General features: G+C 72.0%; 23 protein-coding genes. 12 read left to right on the top strand and 11 right to left on the bottom strand.

What is annotated here, in order from left to right; translation table 11 throughout:
• Positions 1-7: 7 nt before the first annotated feature.
• Positions 8-391: a MerR family transcriptional regulator gene (locus tag MON03_RS11535; protein WP_175329471.1), complete on the top strand. Its 384-nt coding sequence runs from the start codon at positions 8-10 to the stop codon at positions 389-391.
• 227 nt (positions 392-618) lie between these two features.
• Here the strand turns inward: MON03_RS11535 and MON03_RS11540 are convergent, their stop codons facing one another.
• Positions 619-960, bottom strand: coding sequence for a hypothetical protein (locus MON03_RS11540; protein ID WP_022902477.1), 342 nt, complete (start codon positions 958-960; stop codon positions 619-621).
• Between the two features lie 185 nt (positions 961-1,145).
• Between MON03_RS11540 and aspS the strand changes: the two genes are divergently transcribed.
• Positions 1,146-2,486 (top strand): aspartate--tRNA(Asn) ligase, encoded by a 1,341-nt coding sequence (gene aspS, locus MON03_RS11545; protein ID WP_022902478.1) that lies wholly within the window; start codon positions 1,146-1,148, stop codon positions 2,484-2,486.
• 76 nt (positions 2,487-2,562) lie between these two features.
• On the opposite strand, the gene MON03_RS11550 is transcribed toward aspS, so the two are convergent.
• From MON03_RS11550 to MON03_RS11570, 5 genes are all read right to left on the bottom strand, one after another.
• Positions 2,563-2,856, bottom strand: a complete 294-nt coding sequence (locus tag MON03_RS11550; RefSeq protein WP_022902479.1) for a Dabb family protein — start codon at positions 2,854-2,856, stop codon at positions 2,563-2,565.
• Positions 2,853-3,107: a glutaredoxin family protein gene (locus MON03_RS11555; protein ID WP_022902480.1), complete on the bottom strand. Its 255-nt coding sequence runs from the start codon at positions 3,105-3,107 to the stop codon at positions 2,853-2,855. The genes MON03_RS11550 and MON03_RS11555 overlap by 4 nt, the downstream gene beginning before the upstream one ends.
• 130 nt (positions 3,108-3,237) lie before the next feature.
• Entirely contained in the window at positions 3,238-3,336 is a 99-nt protein-coding gene (locus tag MON03_RS11560; RefSeq protein ID WP_003792170.1) for a 30S ribosomal protein bS22, read from the bottom strand.
• Positions 3,337-3,459: 123 nt separating this feature from the next.
• Positions 3,460-3,654 carry a helix-turn-helix domain-containing protein gene (locus MON03_RS11565; RefSeq protein WP_022902482.1) on the bottom strand — a complete coding sequence of 65 codons (195 nt, stop codon included), beginning with the start codon at positions 3,652-3,654 and terminating at the stop codon, positions 3,460-3,462.
• Positions 3,655-3,810: 156 nt separating this feature from the next.
• The gene (locus MON03_RS11570; protein WP_049976510.1) at positions 3,811-4,326 is read right to left on the bottom strand and encodes an ArsR/SmtB family transcription factor; all 516 of its coding nucleotides are present in this window, start codon (positions 4,324-4,326) and stop codon (positions 3,811-3,813) included.
• Positions 4,327-4,400: 74 nt separating this feature from the next.
• Here MON03_RS11570 and MON03_RS11575 point away from each other — a divergent pair, with 74 nt between their 5' ends.
• Together MON03_RS11575 and MON03_RS11580 are read left to right on the top strand one after the other, a co-directional pair.
• Positions 4,401-5,834 carry a TrkH family potassium uptake protein gene (locus MON03_RS11575; protein ID WP_242088493.1) on the top strand — a complete coding sequence of 478 codons (1,434 nt, stop codon included), beginning with the start codon at positions 4,401-4,403 and terminating at the stop codon, positions 5,832-5,834.
• A 16-nt stretch (positions 5,835-5,850) separates the two neighbouring features.
• Positions 5,851-6,537 (top strand): potassium channel family protein, encoded by a 687-nt coding sequence (locus MON03_RS11580; RefSeq protein WP_031272492.1) that lies wholly within the window; start codon positions 5,851-5,853, stop codon positions 6,535-6,537.
• Positions 6,538-6,652: 115 nt separating this feature from the next.
• Here the strand turns inward: MON03_RS11580 and proC are convergent, their stop codons facing one another.
• Positions 6,653-7,483: a pyrroline-5-carboxylate reductase gene (gene proC, locus MON03_RS11585; protein ID WP_242088496.1), complete on the bottom strand. Its 831-nt coding sequence runs from the start codon at positions 7,481-7,483 to the stop codon at positions 6,653-6,655.
• 60 nt (positions 7,484-7,543) lie between these two features.
• On the opposite strand from proC, the gene MON03_RS11590 reads away from it, so the two are divergent.
• Both MON03_RS11590 and MON03_RS11595 read left to right on the top strand, forming a co-directional pair.
• Positions 7,544-8,500 (top strand): cation diffusion facilitator family transporter, encoded by a 957-nt coding sequence (locus tag MON03_RS11590; protein WP_022902485.1) that lies wholly within the window; start codon positions 7,544-7,546, stop codon positions 8,498-8,500.
• A 48-nt stretch (positions 8,501-8,548) separates the two neighbouring features.
• Entirely contained in the window at positions 8,549-8,923 is a 375-nt protein-coding gene (locus MON03_RS11595; protein WP_022902486.1) for a hypothetical protein, read from the top strand.
• A gap of 71 nt (positions 8,924-8,994) precedes the next feature.
• On the opposite strand, the gene MON03_RS11600 is transcribed toward MON03_RS11595, so the two are convergent.
• The gene (locus MON03_RS11600; protein WP_242091462.1) at positions 8,995-9,426 is read right to left on the bottom strand and encodes a nucleoside deaminase; all 432 of its coding nucleotides are present in this window, start codon (positions 9,424-9,426) and stop codon (positions 8,995-8,997) included.
• Between the two features lie 77 nt (positions 9,427-9,503).
• Between MON03_RS11600 and upp the strand changes: the two genes are divergently transcribed.
• From upp to MON03_RS11625, 5 genes are all read left to right on the top strand, one after another.
• The gene (upp, locus tag MON03_RS11605; protein WP_022902488.1) at positions 9,504-10,139 is read left to right on the top strand and encodes a uracil phosphoribosyltransferase; all 636 of its coding nucleotides are present in this window, start codon (positions 9,504-9,506) and stop codon (positions 10,137-10,139) included.
• 496 nt (positions 10,140-10,635) lie between these two features.
• A complete protein-coding gene (locus tag MON03_RS11610; protein WP_022902490.1) occupies positions 10,636-11,403 on the top strand; it encodes a winged helix-turn-helix domain-containing protein in 768 nt (255 codons plus the stop codon).
• Positions 11,404-11,820: 417 nt separating this feature from the next.
• A complete protein-coding gene (locus MON03_RS11615) occupies positions 11,821-12,303 on the top strand; it encodes a MarR family winged helix-turn-helix transcriptional regulator (protein ID WP_022902491.1) in 483 nt (160 codons plus the stop codon).
• Positions 12,300-13,649, top strand: a complete 1,350-nt coding sequence (locus MON03_RS11620) for a cryptochrome/photolyase family protein (protein WP_242088498.1) — start codon at positions 12,300-12,302, stop codon at positions 13,647-13,649. The genes MON03_RS11615 and MON03_RS11620 overlap by 4 nt, the downstream gene beginning before the upstream one ends.
• Positions 13,646-15,052, top strand: coding sequence for a serine hydrolase domain-containing protein (locus tag MON03_RS11625; RefSeq protein WP_242088499.1), 1,407 nt, complete (start codon positions 13,646-13,648; stop codon positions 15,050-15,052). The genes MON03_RS11620 and MON03_RS11625 overlap by 4 nt, the downstream gene beginning before the upstream one ends.
• Before the next feature lie 90 nt (positions 15,053-15,142).
• Here the strand turns inward: MON03_RS11625 and MON03_RS11630 are convergent, their stop codons facing one another.
• Positions 15,143-16,117 (bottom strand): carbohydrate kinase family protein, encoded by a 975-nt coding sequence (locus MON03_RS11630; RefSeq protein WP_242088501.1) that lies wholly within the window; start codon positions 16,115-16,117, stop codon positions 15,143-15,145.
• A 142-nt stretch (positions 16,118-16,259) separates the two neighbouring features.
• Here MON03_RS11630 and MON03_RS11635 point away from each other — a divergent pair, with 142 nt between their 5' ends.
• Positions 16,260-16,835, top strand: a complete 576-nt coding sequence (locus tag MON03_RS11635) for a TetR/AcrR family transcriptional regulator (protein WP_148286192.1) — start codon at positions 16,260-16,262, stop codon at positions 16,833-16,835.
• 92 nt (positions 16,836-16,927) lie between these two features.
• Here MON03_RS11635 and MON03_RS11640 read toward each other — a convergent pair whose 3' ends face one another.
• Positions 16,928-17,542, bottom strand: a complete 615-nt coding sequence (locus tag MON03_RS11640; protein ID WP_175329484.1) for a superoxide dismutase — start codon at positions 17,540-17,542, stop codon at positions 16,928-16,930.
• Positions 17,543-17,587: 45 nt separating this feature from the next.
• Positions 17,588-18,094, bottom strand: a complete 507-nt coding sequence (locus MON03_RS11645) for a flavin reductase family protein (RefSeq protein ID WP_022903992.1) — start codon at positions 18,092-18,094, stop codon at positions 17,588-17,590.
• Positions 18,095-18,354 lie beyond the last annotated feature (260 nt).

Genomic DNA, 18,354 nt, shown 5'->3' on the forward strand with positions numbered 1-18,354 from the left:
GCGCCTCATGAACACGATGCACATCGGCGAGCTCGCGGAACGCGCGGGGATGTCGCTGCGCACGATCCGGCACTATGACGAGGTCGGACTGCTCGTGCCCAGCGGCCGGACGGCGGGTGGCTTCCGCGTCTACACCGAGGGGGACCTCGAGCGCCTGCTGGTCATCCGACGCATGAAGCCGCTCGGGTTCACGCTCGACGAGATGGCCGAGTTGCTGCGGGTCGTCGACGCCCTCGGGACGAGCGACGCCGAGGACGAGGCAGCCCTCGCAGCACGGCTCGACGAGTTCCTCGAGGACGCCCGCGCCCGCCACGCGAAGCTGCTCGAGCGCGCGGGCATGGCCGAGGAGTTCATCGGTACGCTCGGTTCGCTCCGCGCCTCACTCCCCTGAGCTGCTCGCCCCGCCGTTCTCCGCGAGGACCCGCGCTCGCATTTCGCGACGAGCCAGCTCCATCCGGAGTTCCCCTTCCTCGACGTGCAGCTGCCACTCGATCGAGCGTCGCTGCGCCCATTCCCACAAGTCCTCGCCCGGCCCGGGACCGACCTGAGGGCGTGTCACCCCGCCGGTACGAGGCTCGGGGCCGATCAGTGCGTCCCACGCACGGCGCAGTCGACCGGTCACGTTCGTCCCCTTCCGTCGATCAAGAGCTCCTCCAACACCTTCGCGGCCGGTTCTTCGCCGCGCGGAACTTTCTGCATTTCGTACATCGCCTTCGCCAATCCCCGGCCGATCTCACGGCGTCCGACCTCACGGTCCGTGATGAGCTCGAACACGACAGTGAGGCGGGTCCAGTAGCGATCGCGCTCTTCCCGAGCGACGTCGCGCCGCCACCGCACCACCACCCAGACCCCGCCGACCACCGCGACGACCAGCGTCAGCCCGGTCGTCACGACCGCCGCCACCACCGTCGCCACCGCCGCAGGCGGCCAGGCCGCGAGCCCCTCGGTCCCTGCCGTCACGGGACCATCCCCTCGAACTCGCGACCCGGCCACGTCGTCGACGCTACGGACCCGGCGACGGCGATCCGCGCCTCCCGACCGACCTGTGGACGACGCACACGACGCGAGCCGCTGTGGAGGACCGGCCGTACAGCGAGCCGCCGTGGAGCAGCGGCCGCGCAGCGAGCCGGATAGACTCGCTCCCCGTGATCGAACGCACCCGCATCGCCGACCTCGCCGCGCTCCCCGACGGACCCGTGTCCGTCGCCGGATGGGTGGAGACCGTCCGAGACCAGAAGAAGGTGCAGTTCGTCGTGCTCCGCGACGAGACCGGCGCCGCACAGCTCGTCAACCCCGCCACGCGCGAGGCCGAGGACGGCGACGACACCGCGCAGGCCGCGCTCGCCACCACGAACGAGATCTCCGGCCTGGCCAAGGGGACGTTCGTGCACGTGCAGGGCACCCTGAAGCACGACGAGCGCGTCAAGCTCGGCGGTCTCGAGGTCAAGGTCGGCTCCCTCACCGTCGTGAGCGCCGCGATCCCCGAGACGCCGATCGCGGACGACTCCTCGCTCGACAAGCGGCTCGACTGGCGCTTCCTCGACCTGCGGAACCGCAAGCAGAACCTCATCTTCCGCATCCAGACGACGATGGAGCACGCGTTCCGCTCGTACTGGATCGACCGCGACTACATCGAGATCCACACCCCGAAGCTCATGGCCTCGGCGTCGGAGTCGCGCGCCGAGCTCTTCCAGCTCGAGTACTTCGAGACGACCGCGTACCTCGCGCAGTCGCCGCAGAACTTCAAGCAGATGGCACAGCCCGCCGGGTTCGGCGCCGTGTTCGAGATCGCCGACGCCTTCCGCGCCGACCCGTCGTTCACGAGCCGGCATGCCACCGAGTTCACGAGCGTCGACGCCGAGATCTCCTGGGTCGAGTCGCACCAGGACGTCATGGCGATGCACGAGGAGGTCCTCGTCGCCGGTTTCACAGCCGTCAAGGAGAAGTACGGCGCGGAGATCGAGGAGGTCTTCGGTTTCGAGTTCGTCGTGCCGACCGCACCGTTCCCCCGCGTCACCCTGGCCGAGGCCCGGAAGATCGTCGCCGACAGCGGCTACGACGTCGTCCGCGCCGACGGCGACCTCGACCCCGAGGGCGAGCGCCGCGTGAGCGCCTGGGCGAAGGAGACGCACGGCTCGGAGTTCGTGTTCGTCACCGACTACGACGCCACGATCCGGCCGTACTACCACATGCGCCACGAGGACGACCCGACGCTCACGAACAGCTACGACCTGCTGTTCAACGGCGCCGAGATCTCGACCGGCGCGCAGCGCGAGCACCGGGTCGACCGGCTCGCCGCCCAGGCGGAGGAGAAGGGTCTCGACACCGCCGAGATCGACTGGTACCTCGACTTCTTCCGCTACGGCGTCCCGCCGCACGGCGGGTTCGGCATGGGTCTGGCGCGCGTGCTGATGCTCGCGCTGCACGAGCCGTCGATCCGCGAGGTCACCTACCTCTTCCGCGGCCCGACGCGCCTCACCCCCTGACAGCCCCACCGACACGACGACGGCCACCCTCCGACAGGAGGGTGGCCGTCGTCGTGCGCGGGCCGGGAGGCGCGGGTCAGCTCTCCCAGTCGATGGCCGCCCGCCCCGTGACCAGTCCGCGGATCTCCGCCGCGGCCGCCTGGTGCTCGGGGTGGACCTGGTAGGCGTCGAGCCCGGCGAGGTCGTCGAACGTCGCGACGACTGCGAGGTCGCTGTTCTTGTCGGGGTAGGCGACGTTCTCGACGACCTCGAGCGACCGGATCGACGGCACGGTGCCGACCAGGCCCGTGAGGAGCTCCCGGACGCGGGCGATGGCGGCGTCGCGGTCGACGTCCTCGCGGAGGGTCCAGGCGACGACGTGGCTGATCATGCGGAGGCACCTGCCTTCTCGAGGGCACGTCGGAGCCGGTCGGCGTCGACGTGCCAGTTGCTGTGGACGCGCCCGTCGACCAGGACGACGGGGATGTCCTCCGCGTACTCCTCGCGGAGGGCGTCGTCGTCGAGGATCGACCGCTCCTGCAGCGTCGTCCCGGGGTGTTCGGCCACGACCCGCTCGACGATCGGTCGTGCGTCGTCGCAGAGGTGGCATCCGGGCTTGGTCAGGAGGGTCACGGCGGGCATGTCCCCAGCGTAACGAGGTCCGTCCGGAGCCACGCGGAGCATGCGCATCGCCCTCGCCCTCGCCCCGGGAACACGAAAGCCCCGGCGGACCGGGGCTTCGGGTGCAAGTACTGGACGTACTTCGCTGCGCCTACTTCTTGTTGCGACGCTGGTGACGCGTCTTGCGAAGGAGCTTGCGGTGCTTCTTCTTCGCCATGCGCTTGCGGCGCTTCTTGATGACAGAACCCATAGTGGACCTCGCTCGGAACGATGCTGATGTGTGGACACCGCGCCCGTCGGGACCGCGGAAAATCAACCCGGCCGAGTCTAGCGGAGCGCGCCGGTCCTGTCGAACACGGCACTCCGGGGCTGCTCAGCCGACGTCGGCGATGCCACCGCGCAGGACGTCGGCGACCGCCGACTCCGGCACGCGGAAGGACCGACCGAAGCGGATCGCGGGGAGCTCGCCGGCGTGCACCATGCGGTACACGGTCATCTTCGAAACGCGCATCATCTCCGCGACCTCGGCCACGGTGAGGAAGCGCACGTCGTCGAAACTGCCGGTCATGATCCGCCTTCGGGTGCCTCGTGCGGTCCGCTGGGCGTCGCGCGCACGGGTTCGGTTGTGACCTGTGTGGTCTCTGATCACTGTAGAGGCCGCTGGGAACGCGTGTCCAGGTGCTCGGTCACGACTCGGCCACGGCGCCGCGCGGGCAGGAGCCGGTCAGTCGTCCTCGCCGCGGCGCGTGAAGCGCTTCCGGCCGCGGTCGACGACCCGCTCCCAGCCCTGCTGTGCCCCGGTCAGCGCCGCCGACGCACGGTAGGAGGCCTCGGCCATCACCCGGCCGAGCTCGGTACCGACCTCGACCGTGGCCTTGCCCGCGGCGCCGTTCCGGCGGACCGACACCGGCTGGCCGTCCGGGGTCCACGCGGTCGTGGCCGGTGTGCCGTCGGCGTCCACGGCCCCCGTGAACGCGAGCACCCACTCCTCGACCGGCAGCAGCGGCTCCGGGTCGAGGCGGTAGTAGCGGTGCTGCCCTTCCTCGCGGCTGGACACGAGCCCGATGTCCCGGAGGACACGGAGGTGCTTCGACACGGTGGGCTGGCTGACCCCGAGCTTCTCGACGAGCTGGCCGACACTGAGCTCCCCGCCGGTCACGTCCGAGCCGTACGCGGCGAGCAGTGCTCCGAGCAGTTCGCGCCGGGTGGGGTCCGCCACGACGGAGAAGATGTCGGCCATGGGCCAAGGCTAACCGCCCCGTCGCGGATGTACCATGCCATGCGACCCGCCCATGTCCCGGGAGGCATACGAGCATGCTGGAGCACACGGAGCCGTTGCGCGCGGGCCCCTCGCCGTCGCGACGCCGGGCAGCGCAGGTGTCCGCGGTGCTGCGGTCCTCCCCCTCCCGCCTGGCGATCCTGGTCTTCCTCGTCCTGGTGTTCGTCTTCACGTCGCTGTTCATGACACCGTGGGCCGCTGCCGACGGACGGCCGACGCAGTTCTCGGACGCGCTCTTCACCGCCGCCTCGGTCGTCTGCGTCACCGGGCTCGCGACGGTCGACATGGCCACGCACTGGTCCGTGTTCGGCAAGGTCGTCATCGTCGTGGGCACGCAGATCGGCGCGGTCGGTGTCCTCACCTTCGCGTCGATCCTCGGACTGGTCGTCACCCGACGGCTCGGACTCCGGGCGAAGCTCATGGCCGCCGGGGACTCGAACCCACTGCGCACCCACCACGGCGCCGTCCCGGAGGGGCAGGCCGTCCGGCTCGGCGAGGTCGGCACGCTCCTCGCCACGGTCGCCGTGAGCACGCTCACGATCGAGGTCGCCGTCGGTCTGCTGCTCCTGCCGTCGGTCCTGGTCGCCGGCTACCCGTTCTGGACCGCGGTCGGCGATGCCTTCTACTACGCGGCGATGGCGTTCACGAACACGGGGTTCTCCCCCAACGCCGAGGGCCTCACCCCGTTCGCGAACGACTACTGGTTCCTCTCGCTCATCATGGTCGCGGTGGTCGCTGGCTCCATCGGGTTCCCGGTCATCCGCACCATCACGAAGCAGTTCCGGACGCCACGGCGGTGGTCGCTCCACGTCAAGCTGACCCTCGTCACGAGTGCCGTCCTGCTCGTCGTCGGCGCGGTCGTCTACACCGGGCTCGAGGCCTCCAACAAGGCCACGCTCGGCGAGGCCGGTGCCGGGCACACGGCGTTCCAGGCGCTGTTCTTCTCGACGATGACCCGATCGGGCGGCTTCGCCACGATCGACGTCGAGCAGATGCACGGCGCGAGCCTGCTCGTGACCGACATGCTCATGTTCATCGGCGGCGGCTCGGCGTCCACCGCCGGCGGGATCAAGGTCACCACCCTCGCGGTCCTCTTCCTCGCCGCCGTCGCGGAGGCCCGCGGACGCCGGAGCATGGAGGCGTTCGGCCGTCGGATCCCGAGCGACGTGCTCCGCGTTGCGGTCGCCGTCGTGCTCTGGGGCGCCACGATCGTGGCGGTGGCGACGATCACGCTGCTGCAGATCACCCGCGACTCGCTCGACCGGGTGCTGTTCGAGGTCATCTCGGCGTTCGCGACCTGCGGCCTGTCGTCGGGCATCTCCGCCGAGCTCCCGGAGGCCGGCAAGTACGTGCTCGCCGCCACGATGTTCCTCGGCCGGGTCGGTACAGTGACGATCGCCGCCGCCCTCGCCGCCAGCCAGGCCCGGCAACTGTTCCGCCGCCCCGAGGAGAGGCCGATCGTTGGCTGACCGCACCCGCACGCCGCTGCCGTCCACCCACCCGCTCGCCGGGGCCGTCAGCCACGACGCCCCCGTCCTCGTCATCGGCCTCGGGCGCTTCGGCGCCGCGACCGCCGGGCAGCTCGAGCGGCAGCACCGTGAGGTGCTCGTGGTCGACACCGACGCCGGCCTGGTGCAGAAGTGGTCGGACCGCGTGACGCACGCCGTGCAGGCGGACGCCACGGACATGGACGCGCTCCGGCAGATCGGCGCGCAGGACTTCGCCATCGCGGTCGTGGGCGTGGGCTCGGACCTCGAGTCGAGCGTCCTCATCACGGCGAACCTGGTCGACCTCGGCATCCCGCAGATCTGGGCCAAGGCGATCAGTCGGTCGCACGGCGTGATCCTGTCCCGCATCGGCGCGAACCACGTCGTCTACCCCGAGCGCGAGGCCGGCGAACGCACCGCCCACCTCGTCTCGGGTCGGATGCTCGACTTCATCCAGTTCGACGAGGACTTCGCGGTCGTCAAGATGTTCCCGCCGCGCGCGGTCCGGGGCAAGGACCTCGCGACGACGGTCATCCGGACGCGGTTCGGCCTGACGGTGCTCGGCATCAAGACGCCGGGCCAGGCGTTCGTCCCCGCCACACCGGAGAGCGTCATCGGCGAGGAGGACGTCATCATCGTCTCCGGCGCCACCGCCGACCTGGAGCGCTTCGCCGCCCTCGAGTGACGGCCGGTCCGCCATCCGCGGCGGTCGGCCGCCAGGCCCACGTCAGCCGGGAGGCCCGTGGCGGGGCCGCCCCGCGCCTCCCGGCCGTCCCGTGGTGACGACCACCGCAGCCGCGTCAGCTCGCCGCGATCTCCTCGGCACGCGCGATCGCCGCGCGCGACGCGCGCAGGAGCGTGCCGGAGAGGTCCGCGTCCTGCAGGACGGCGACCGCTCGCTCGGTGGTGCCCTTCGGGCTCGTCACGGCCCGACGGAGCTCCGCGGGGGCCTTGTCCGACGCCTCGAGCAGCGCGACCGCGCCGCGCACGGTGCCCTGCACCATGGTCGCGGCCTGCTCCGGCGTGAAGCCGAGCTCCTCCGCCGCGCGCTGCCACTGCTCGACGAGCAGGAAGACGTAGGCGGGCCCGGAGCCGGACACGGCGGACAGCGCGTCGAGCTGCGACTCCGGGACCTCGATCACGGAGCCCGACACGGAGAAGAGCGAGGAGGCCAGCGCGACCGCGTCCTCGTCGGCGGACGCCCCGGCGCTGATCCCGGTGACGCCACGCCCGACGCCGATGGGCGTGTTCGGCAGGGCGCGGACCACGCGGACGCCGGCCGGGACGGCCCGCTCCATGCTCGCGGTCGTCGTGCCCACCGCCACGCTCACGACGACGGTGCCCGGCGCGAGGTCGTCGGCGACCTCCGCGAGCAGGTCGCCGATCGCGTACGGCTTCACCCCGAGGACGACGAGTCCGGCGCCCCGGGCCGCGGCGCGGTTGGCGTCGGGCTCCGCGTCGCTCGCGTGCGCGTCCAGGCCGCGGGCACGGTGCGCCGCGGCGGACTCCTCCGACTTCGTCGTGAGGGTCACGGTGGCGGGGTCGAGGCCGGCGGACAGGAGCCCGTCGAGGACCGCGCCGGACATGGAGCCGACGCCGAGGAGTGCGGTGCGGGGCAGTTCGATGGTCATGAACCCCGACCCTACCGACGGCCTAGGATCGTCAGGCAGGCCAGGACTGAAGGGGTACCCGTGAGCGCTTCCGGAGGCACGAAGGCGATCTTCGCCGCACTCGGTGCGAACATCGGCATCGCGATCGTGAAGTTCGTCGCGGCGGCGATCAGCGGATCGGCGTCGATGCTCGCGGAGGGCGTGCACTCGCTCGCGGACTCCGCGAACCAGCTGCTCCTGCTGCTCGGCGGCCGACGTGCCCGGCGCGCCGCCGACGAGGAGCACCCGTTCGGCTACGGCCGCGAGCGCTACGTGTACGCGTTCGTCGTGTCCATCGTCCTGTTCTCGGTCGGCGGTGTGTTCTCGCTGTACGAGGGCATCGAGAAGCTCCGGAACCCGCACCCCCTCGAGAGCTGGTGGCTCCCGGTCGCCGTGCTCGTCATCGCGATCGGCCTCGAGGGCTTCTCGCTCCGCACCGCGCTCCGCGAGGCCGCACCGCACAAGGGGTCGCTGTCGTGGGTGCAGTTCGTGCGCCGCGCGAAGGCGCCCGAGCTCCCCGTCGTCATGCTCGAGGACACCGCGGCGCTGACCGGCCTCGTGTTCGCGCTGTTCGGCGTCGGGCTGACCGCGATCACCGGCAACGGCGTGTTCGACGCGATCGGCACGATCCTCATCGCCGCCCTGCTCATCGCCGTCGCGCTCGTGCTCGGCGTCGAGACGAAGAGCCTGCTCGTGGGAGAGGGTGCGACCGCGGCCGACGTCGCCCGCATCAAGGACGCGGTGCTCGACGGCCCGGAGGTCGACTCGATCATCCACATCAAGACGCTCTACCTCGGACCGGACGAGCTCATGGTCGGCGTGAAGGTCGCGGTCGACGGCGACCGACGGCTCGGCGACGTCGCGGCCGGCATCGACGCCGTGGAGCACCGGGTCCGGCAGGCCGTGCCCATCGCCCGTGTGATCTACGTCGAGCCGGACGTGCTCCGGACCGGGCCGCGTCCGCCGACCGAGGCGATCGTCCTGCGCGCCGCCGACTGAGGCTGCCCTTGCTGGCGGCGGACCGGGCCGCTCCGGGACGATGAGCGCATGACCGTGCTGAAGGACGTCCTGCTCATCCTCCACTTCGTCGGGCTCGCCGCCGTGATCGGCGCGTTCCTGTTCCAGGTGCGCCGGAAGGGCGGGTTCGAGACGAACTGGGTCATCATCGGCCTCGTCACGCAGCTCGTCACCGGCCTCGGCCTGATGGGGGTCGTGGACGCGACGACCGACGGGGGCGCGAACCACGTCAAGCTCGGCGTGAAGCTCGCCGTGGCCCTGGTCGCGCTCGTGCTCGCGTTCGTCGCTCGGTCGCGGCAGAAGCGTGCGGACGCCGGGCAGGCGAAGGACAAGGCCGCGTTGCCGTTCTTCCACTCCGCCGGCGCGCTCGCCATCGCGAACGTGCTCATCGCCGTCATCTGGTGACCGGCTGACGGCCGGGAGGCCCGTGGCGGCGCCGCCACGGGCCTCCCGGCCGGCACACCCCGCGGAGCGCGTCAGCGCCGCGCGGCGAAGAAGTCGTCGAGGAGCGCCGCGCACTCCCCCTCGAGCACCCCGCCGACCACCTCGGAGCGGTGCGGCAGACGGCGGTCCCTGGCGACGTCGTAGACGCTCCCCGTCGCACCCGCCTTCGGGTCCCACGCGCCGAAGACCACGCGCGGCACCCGTGCCGCGAGGATCGCCCCGGCGCACATCACGCACGGCTCGAGCGTGACCACGAGCGTGTGCTCCGCGAGGTGCCAGTCGCCCGTGACCCCGGCGGCGGCCCGGAGCGCGAGCACCTCGGCGTGCGCGGTGGGGTCCTGGAGCGCCTCACGCTCGTTGCGTGCCGTCGCGACGACCTCGCCGGCAGCGTCGAGCACGACCGCGCCGACGGGCACGTCACCGGTGTCGAGGCAGGCCCGCGCCTCGACGAGCGCGGCACGCATGGCGTCGACGTAGGGGCGGGCGGCGGGTGCTTCCACGCGGACCTCCTGGCACTCGGCAGCACGGTAGGCTCGACCCTATGCGAGTCCACGTCGCCGACCACCCGCTCATCACCCACAAGCTCTCGGTGCTCCGCGACCGGACGACCCCCTCTCCGACGTTCCGGGCCCTCACCGAGGAACTCGTCACGCTCCTCGCCTACGAGGCCACGCGGAACGTCCGGGTCACCGCCACCCCGATCGACACCCCGGTCGCGCACACCATGGGCGTCGCGATCGCGAAGCCGCGCCCGCTCGTCGTCCCGATCCTCCGCGCGGGCCTCGGCATGCTCGAGGGCATGGTCAAGCTCGTCCCCACCGCCGAGGTCGGGTTCCTCGGCATGGCCCGGAACGAGCAGACGCTCGAGCCGCAGACCTACGCCGAGCGCCTGCCCGACGACCTCTCCGGCCGGCAGTGCTTCGTGCTCGACCCGATGCTCGCGACCGGTGGCACCCTCGCCGCCGCGATCGACTTCCTGTTCGACCGCGGCGCGGAAGAGGTGACCTGCGTGTGCATCCTCGGCGCGCCGGAGGGCCTCGCCGCCGTCGAGCAGGCCGTCGGCGACCGCAACGTGTCGATCGTCCTCGGCGCGCTCGACGAGAAGCTCGACGAGAACGGCTACATCGTGCCGGGCCTCGGCGACGCCGGCGACCGCCTCTACGGCCTGGCCGAGTAGACGACGCGCGGTCGCTCCCGCGACCGCCAGACGGACGGGAGGCCCGTGGCGGATCCGCCACGGGCCTCCCGTCCGTTTAGCGCGTGCCCGCGGCATGCACCGTCCGGTCGGACGGTTGACACCGCGTTGGTATCCCACCCATACTCGTGCCATGACTGCAACCGTGTCCGCCCGCGTCCTCATCGAGGCACAGGGGACCATCGGCATGATGATGCCGACGATGTCGGTCATGCGTTGTCGAATGTGTGCCTGATCGGCACCCGTTCCAGCCGGATCCCCCGCGACCCCACCCCGGTCGCGCAGGCGTGATCCCCGGGTGACGACCTCGTCGACGACGCCAGCCGTCCGACCAGGTCACTCCCCGTACCCCCGGGTTCCCCGGTCCGCAGCAGGACCGCAGGGACGTCACGGCGAACCCGCCGTACCCGGGCCGACGCATTCGACACCGGTCGCACCTCCTCGCTCCACCCGCGGCCGTCCTCCCGGAGAACCAGCCATGTCGCTCACCATCGCTCAGCCCCGCACCCCGCTCCGTACCGCGGCCCCCGTCCCGACCGACCTCGGCACCGTGACGCCGCTGCGTCCCCGCCGTCAGCCGGTGGCCCCGCAGGCTGCTCCCGTCCCCACCAGCCCCGTCGTGGCCCCGCAGCGCAACCGTGCACTGCCCGAGGGCACCGAGGCCCGCGGCTTCGCCCTCTACGTCGGCATCGACGAGGCGAAGGCCGCCGCCGCCGGCACGACCCTCGCCGCCGTCGTGGAGCAGCTCAAGGCACTGACCGCGCAGCTCGTGCCGACCTCGGAGACCTACGCCGCGGTCGCCGTCGCGGCCGAGGGCTCCGGCGGGCGTGACGTCGACGTCGTCCGGCTCGCCCTGCAGGACCGCTCCGCCGTCGCCGCCCGCAAGCAGGCCGAGAAGCCCGAGCCCGAGGAGACCGGCGTCGTCATCGACATCTCCCGCAAGCGGGTGACGCTCGACGGCGAGCCGGCTCCCCTGACCTACAAGGAGTTCGAGCTGCTGCAGTTCCTCGTGCTCCGCGAGGGCCGCACCGTCGACCGCTCGGCCATCATCGACGGCCTGTGGTCGGACGGTGAGGACGAGACCCCGAACGAACGGACCATCGACGTCCACGTCCGACGGTTGCGGTCGAAGCTCGGCGCGTTCGAGGAGATCGTGCGCACCGTCCGCGGCGTCGGCTACCGCTTCGACCGGCACGCCGACGTCGCTGTCCGGTACGCGTCGACGCCGTCGCCCGACCTGTTCTGATCGTCCCGGCGGGTTCATCGGCCGCTCATGGTGAACTCGCAGCGAACGAGCCGATCGCGGGCTAGCGCGCCGTTACCGCTTCGTTATACAGTCGAAGACGCAGGCAGTGTTTGCTGTGGCACCGCCTGTGGAATGTGATTGCAGGACACTCTTGGTGCAAGGGAGAGGGCCGGTCGTCTTCGGACGGCCGGCCCTCGTGCTTTCCGGAACTGCACCGTCCTGCAAGGGAGAGGGCCGGTCGTCTTCGGACGGCCGGCCCTCGTGCTTTCCGGAACTGCACCGTCCTGCAAGTGAGAGGGCCGGTCACCCATCGGGTGGCCGGCCCTCGTGCTTTCCGGAACTGCACCGCTCGCGCACGCGTCCGTCTGTCGGGCGTCGTCGGTAGGGTTGGGCGACGGACCAGAGGGAGCACGCAAGGTGAGTGACAAGGCCACTGCGGTCGCAGCGTGGGAGGCACTCTTCCGCGCACAGGTGCAGGTGATGCGGAACCTCAACGCGGAGTTCCCCGGCGGGGAGATCTCGTTCAACGAGTACGACGTCTGCTTCAACCTCTCGACCCAGCCCGGTCGACGCTCCCGGATGCGTGACCTCACCGGGCACCTCCTCCTCACCCAGCCGAGCGTGAGCCGTCTCGTGGACCGCCTGGCCTCGCGCGGGATCGTCGAGAAGCAGCCAGACCCCACCGACGCCCGCGGCGTGTACGTCGCCCTCACCGCCCACGGCTTCGACGTCTACCGCTCCGTCGCCGTCCAGCACGCCGCGAGCATCGCCGCCGTGCTCGGCGCCGGTCTCAGTGACGGCGAGCTCCGCACGCTGACCGAGCTGTGCACGAAGGTCCGCCGCGCGGCCGGTCAGGGAGTCACACCCAGCCGTCCCTCGCCCGACACGGCCTCCGTGTGAGCGGCGCGATCGTCTGGCTGCGCGACGACCTCCGTCTCGCGGACAACCCGGCCCTCCGCGCCGGCATCGACCACGGCGGCTCGCTCACCGTCGTGTACGTCCTCGACGACGAGTCACCGGGCGTCCGGCCGATCGGGGCCGCGGCACGGTGGTGGCTGCACCACTCGCTGACCGCGCTCGACGAAGCACTCCGGGAACGCGGGTCGCGCCTCGTCCTCCGGCGTGGCGCAGCGGCGGACGTCATCGACGCCCTCGTCGCGGACTCCGGGGCCGACGCCGTGTTCTGGAACCGACGCTACGGCCACGCGGAACGCGACATCGACGCCGGGATCAAGGCGAGCCTGCACGACCGCGGCGTCGAGGCGCACAGCTTCGCGGCGAACCTCCTCTGGGAGCCGTGGACGGTCACGACCGGTCAGGGCGCGCCGTACAAGGTGTTCACGCCGTTCTGGCGCGCGACGCAGGCCTTGCCGGAACCGCGGCACCCCCTGCCGAAGCCCCGCGACCTGCCCGGGCCCGCCGACGTCTCCGGCGACGACCTGGCCGACTGGGCCCTGCTGCCGACGAAGCCGGACTGGGCGGGCGGGCTCCGCGACGCCTGGACCCCGGGCGAGCTCGGCGCGCACCGACGCCTCGAGCACTTCGTGGAGCACGCGCTCGAGGGCTACGGCCAGCGCGACGAACCGTCGATGGACGCCACGAGCGGCCTGTCCCCGCACCTGCGCTGGGGCGAGATCAGCCCGTACCAGGTGTGGCACCGCCTGCACGGACAGCTCGAACCGTCGCAGCGCCAGCAGGCCCCCGCGTTCCTCCGACAGCTGGCGTGGCGCGAGTTCAACTGGAACGAGTACTTCCACTGCGAGGACATCGCCACCGTCAACGTCCGACGCGAGTTCGACGCCTTCCCGTGGCGCGACGCCTCCGAGGCCGAGCTCGGCGCCTGGCGCACGGGCACCACGGGGTTCGACCTCGTCGACGCCGGCATGCGGGAGCTCTGGCACACCGGTGCGATGCACAACCGGGTCCGCCTCGCGACGGGCAGCTTCCTCGTGAAGAACCTGCTCGTCGACTGGCGGGTGGGCGAGCGCTGGTTCTGGGACTGCCTCGTCGACGCCGACGCCGCGAACAACCCCGGCAACTGGCAGTGGGTCGCGGGTTCGGGCTTCGACGCCGCCCCGTACTTCCGCGTGTTCAACCCCGAACGGCAGCTCGAACGCTTCGACCCGCACCGGGAGTACGTCCGCCGGTGGGTCCCCGCCGACGAGGACCGGCCGGAACCGATGGTCGACCTCAAGGAGTCGCGCCAGCGTGCGCTCGACGCCTACGAGCGGATGCGCCGCTCGTGACCCAGCACGACGAGCTCGCGCGGATCGACGCCCTCTTCGCCGACCGGGTCGCCCGTGGGGTCGCACCGAGTTCCGTCTGGGGTGTGTTCGACTGCACCGGGCTCGTCGCGTCCGGTGGCCACGGCGACCGGGGTGACGGCCTCGCGCCCGACGCCGGCACCGTGTACCGGATCGCATCCTGCACGAAGAGCGTCACCGCGGCCACCCTGCTCGCGCTCGTCGCCGACGGCCGTCTCGATCTCGACGCTCCCGTCGCCGACCACGTCCCGGCGTTCGGCGCCGTCGTGCTCCCCACCACCGACTCCCCCGTGCCGACGATCCGGATGCTGCTGACGATGTCCGCCGGCTTCCCGACGGACGACCCCTGGGCCGACCGGCAGGAGTCGATCAGCGACGCCGACCTCGACGCGGTGCTCGCCGGCGGGCTGCTGTTCGACAGCGTCCCCGGCACCCGCTTCGCGTACTCGAACCTCGGCTACGCGCTCCTCGGCCGGGTCGTGGCCGACGTGACCGGCGAGCCCTACACCGAGGTGGCGTCACGCACCGTGCTCCGCCCGCTCGGACTCGACAGCACCGTGTTCTCCGCCGCCGAGGCCGACGGACACGTGGTGGTCGGCGTCCGACCCCACGCGGGGACCTGGGAGCCGCTCCCCCTGACCGGACCCGGTGCGTTCTCCTCCATCGGCGGTCTGTTCTCCACGGTCTCCGACCTCGCCCGGTGGGGCCGACACCTGGCGTCCGCGTTCACCGACGAACCCGAGGCCGGCCCGGTCTCCCCGGCCGACCGACGGCTCATGCAGCAGGCGATGCGGGTGGTCCCCCCGAGCGTGGTCCCCGGCTCGAGCCGCGCGACCGCGTACGGCTTCGGCCTCTTCGTCGAGCAGGACGACCGCTCCGGTCCGATCGTCTCCCACTCGGGCGGCTACCCCGGGTTCTCGGCGCACATGCGGTGGTCCGCGGAGCAGGGGCTCGGCGTCGTCGCGTTCGAGAACGCCACGCAGGCCAAGGTGTCCGCGGCGGCGACCGCGGCACTCGACCTCCTGCTCGACGCAGCCGCACCGGCCGACGCCGTCACGGTACTGCCGGCGACGCGGACCGCGCAGCAGCGGGTGACGGCCTTGCTCGCGGCGTGGGACGACCGGCAGGCCGACGCGGTGTTCACCCCGAACGTCGCGCTCGACGAACCGTACGAGCGACGCCGACGACACGTGGCCGAACAGGTCGCTGCGGTGGGTGCGGACCTCAGCGCCGCGCCCGTCGAGGAGCGGTCGACGGCACCGACGCACCTCCGTTGGTGGCTCCCGGGGTCGTCCGGTCGGCTCCGTGTCGAGGTCCGCCTCGCACCGCTCGCCGCGGGCCTCGTGCAGACGCTGAACGTGACGGCCGAGCGCAGCGAGTCCTGACCGACGGCGACCGCCGGCCGGGCACGATCGCAGACCATCGACCGCGGATCGCCGACGATCGACCACCGATCGCGTCTGAGCACGCCCCGGTCAGGCAGGCGGACGACCTCCGACGAACCCGAGCGCCCGCGCCGCCACCCGACCCCCTTCACGGGCGGCCGAGCCGATGCGCACCGGGTCCGTCGCCCAGGCCCGGAGGAAGCCGGCCGCGAAGGCGTCGCCGGCCCCGAGGGTGTCGACCACGGTCGCGGGCGTCGCGGCGACGCGTTGCGGGCTGCGCCCGGGGCGACCGAGGACGGCACCCTCCGGCCCCACGGTGACGACCACGAGCGGGACGTGCTCGGTGAGACGGCGCACGGCCACACGGAGGTCCGTCGTCTCGGTCAACGCCAGTGCCTCGGCGCGCCCGGGGAACAGCACGTCGACCCCGGTCAGAGCCTCGAGCAGGGCGGCCGGTCCGAGCGTGTGGACCACGGCGACGGAGGACGGGTCGAGCGACACGCGCCCTCCACCGGCCCGCGCGCAGGCGACGAGCTCCGCCACGCGCTCCGCTCCCCCGCCGGTCAGCAGTCCCGCGCCGGTCAGGTGCACGATGTCCGCGCGTGCGACGAGGTCCGGCGGCACGTCCGCGGCCGACAGCACCCCCGACGCCGCCGGGTCGGACATCGCCGTGCGTCCGAGCGCGTTCCGGACGGACACCTCGGTCCCCGTGCTCGCGCGTGCGTCGTAGCGGATGTGCGGTCGCACGCCGGCGTCCTCGAGTCCGCGCTCGTGCCGGTAGACGTCGTCCACGCCGGTCCGAGCCACGAGGTCGACCTCGGCCCCGAGCCATCCCAACCACGTGGCGGTGTTGCCGCCGGCGCCGAGGGCCCGGTGCCGGATGGTGGCCGCCGGGTCGTGCACGCCCATGGCGCTCGCGGTGGTGTGGACGAGGATCCCGTCGAGGACGTCGCCGACCACGAGGAAGCGTTTCCCGACCCCGCGACGCCGTCCACGGTCCGCCGGGAGTGCCCGGGTGCTCGCGGGCGCTGAGGGCGGCACGACGTGCTCGTGGGACGTGGACATCGTCTCGAGTCTACGTGTACCCGAGCAATTCTCCGGTTTCCTCCGCGATCCCACAGGGAGGGACTGGCCGGATGTGCCGCACATCCGGTAATATTTCTTGTGGTCGCATCCGGCGGCCGTGCCACGCGCCCCGGAGGACCACGTGCCCAGGAAGCCCGATCCCACGCTCAAGCCCGCGATCATCGAGAAGGTCACCGAGCATCTGCACGACACCAAGCTCGAAGCCGTCTCCGTGCGGAGCCTGGGCCGGGTGCTGGGGACGAGTGCGTACCCGATCGTCTACCACTTCGGCTCGCGGGAGTCCCTCATCGACGCGGTCGTCGACCACCTCGAGCGCGACGTCGACGACCTCGTCCTCGACCCGGAAGCGGACGACGACGCCCTCGGAGCGTGGTTGATCGCCGTGTTCGGCGGGCTCCACCACCGCGAGCGGCTCCTCGCGGCCCGGCTCGCCTTCGAGCTCGGCGCGGTCGAGACCCTCGACGGCCGTGACCGCGAGCGGCTCGTGCACCGCGGGCACCTCGCGGCCCTCACCGCGTGGTGCTCGGCACACGGCTACCCGGTGCCGGCGGCAGCCGAGGCCGCGGCGGACGCCGTGCGGGCAGCCCGCGGCGCACAGTGGGCGTTCCTGGTCGACCCGGACGAGACCGATGTCGACGCCGCGTTGCGCACCGTCGCCGACCGGCTCGTCACCGGCGCGCGCTGCGCCGTCGGATGAGCCCCACATGACGGACGGGAGGCCCGGTGCCAGCTGGCACCGGGCCTCCCGTCCGTCATCCGGGTCGCGTCACGCGACCCGCTGCACGCGACTCAGAGCGTGACGAAGCTCTGCGACTTGGCGTTCGCGAACCGGGCGGCGACGTTCTCCCAGTCGACGATGTTCCACACGGCCTTGACGTAGTCCGCCTTGACGTTGAGGTAGTCGAGGTAGAAGGCGTGCTCCCACATGTCGAGCAGGAAGATCGGCACGACGCCGAGCGGCACGTTGGCCTGCTGGTCGAAGAGCTGGAACGTGACGAGCTTCTGGCCGACCTGGTCCCAGGCGAGGACCGCCCAGCCGGAGCCCTGGATGCCGTTCGCGACGGCGGCGAACTGGCCCTGGAACTTCTCGAAGGAGCCGAAGAACTCGTCGATCGCGGCGGCGAGCTCGCCCTCCGGGACCTTCGTGTCCGGGCCGAGGTTGGTCCAGAAGATCGAGTGGTTGACGTGGCCGCCGAGGTGGAACGCGAGGTCCTTCTCGAGCTTGTTGATCGCACCGAAGTTGCCGGACTCGCGAGCTTCGCCGAGCTGCTCGAGCGCGGTGTTCGCCCCCGTGACGTAGGCCTGGTGGTGCTTGTCGTGGTGCAGCTGCATGATCTTGCCGCTGATGTGCGGCTCGAGCGCTGCGTAGTCGTACGGCAGCTCCGGCAGGGTGTACTCAGCCATGTGAGGTCCTTTCGATCGGTGGTTGGCGGAACGGTGCTCCGCGGCTCACGAGAGCCGGGAACGGTCGGTGAGGGAGTGGAATTCCCGGTTGTGGTAGACGAGCGGCTCGCCGTGCCCGAGGCCGACGACGATGTCGAGGACCTCGGCGACCACGACGGTGGACGAGCCGATCGGGGTCGTCGAGAGGGGCCGGCAACGGAGGGCGGTCGCGGCGCCCGGCAGGTAGCGGTCGCCCGAGGGCAGGGTGCCCCAGATCGGGTCGTCGGCGGCCGGGCTGCCGGTGCTCGCGAAGCGCTTGGCCAGCGCGACGCCGTGCGAGTCGACGAGGTGCACCACGAAGACCGGGGCGCCGAGGACGACCCCGGCCGAACCGGAGTTCGTCGACAGGGAGAACACCAGGACCGGCGGGTCGACGGCGACGCTGGCGACACTCGACGCCGTGAGCCCGGTCGGGCCGTCGGGGCCCTCGGCGGTGATCACGGCGACGCCCGCGGGGTGGCCACGGAAGGCGGTCTTGTAGGCGTCGGTGAGGTCCGCGGGCGCGTCGGGCATGGCAGTCGTGGTCGTTCCTGTCCCTGGGGGTCGACCGCGTTCCTCGCGGCCACGTCCCAACGTAGGACCTGAACCATGGTTGAGGTCAACGATTCACAGGTTCCCGCGATCCCGGGCGTGCCGTGTGACGCCGCGTGACGCCCGGAGGGGCGCGCGGCAGGGCGCGGCTGGCCGGGACCGGCCGGGGCTGGGGCTGGGGCTGGGGCTGGGGCTGGGGCTGGGGCTGGGGCTCGTACGGTGCGCGGTGCCAGGCGCCCGCG

This window comes from Curtobacterium sp. DN_7.5 (genome assembly GCF_022655355.1).
Taxonomy (GTDB): Bacteria; Actinomycetota; Actinomycetes; order Actinomycetales; family Microbacteriaceae; genus Curtobacterium; species Curtobacterium luteum.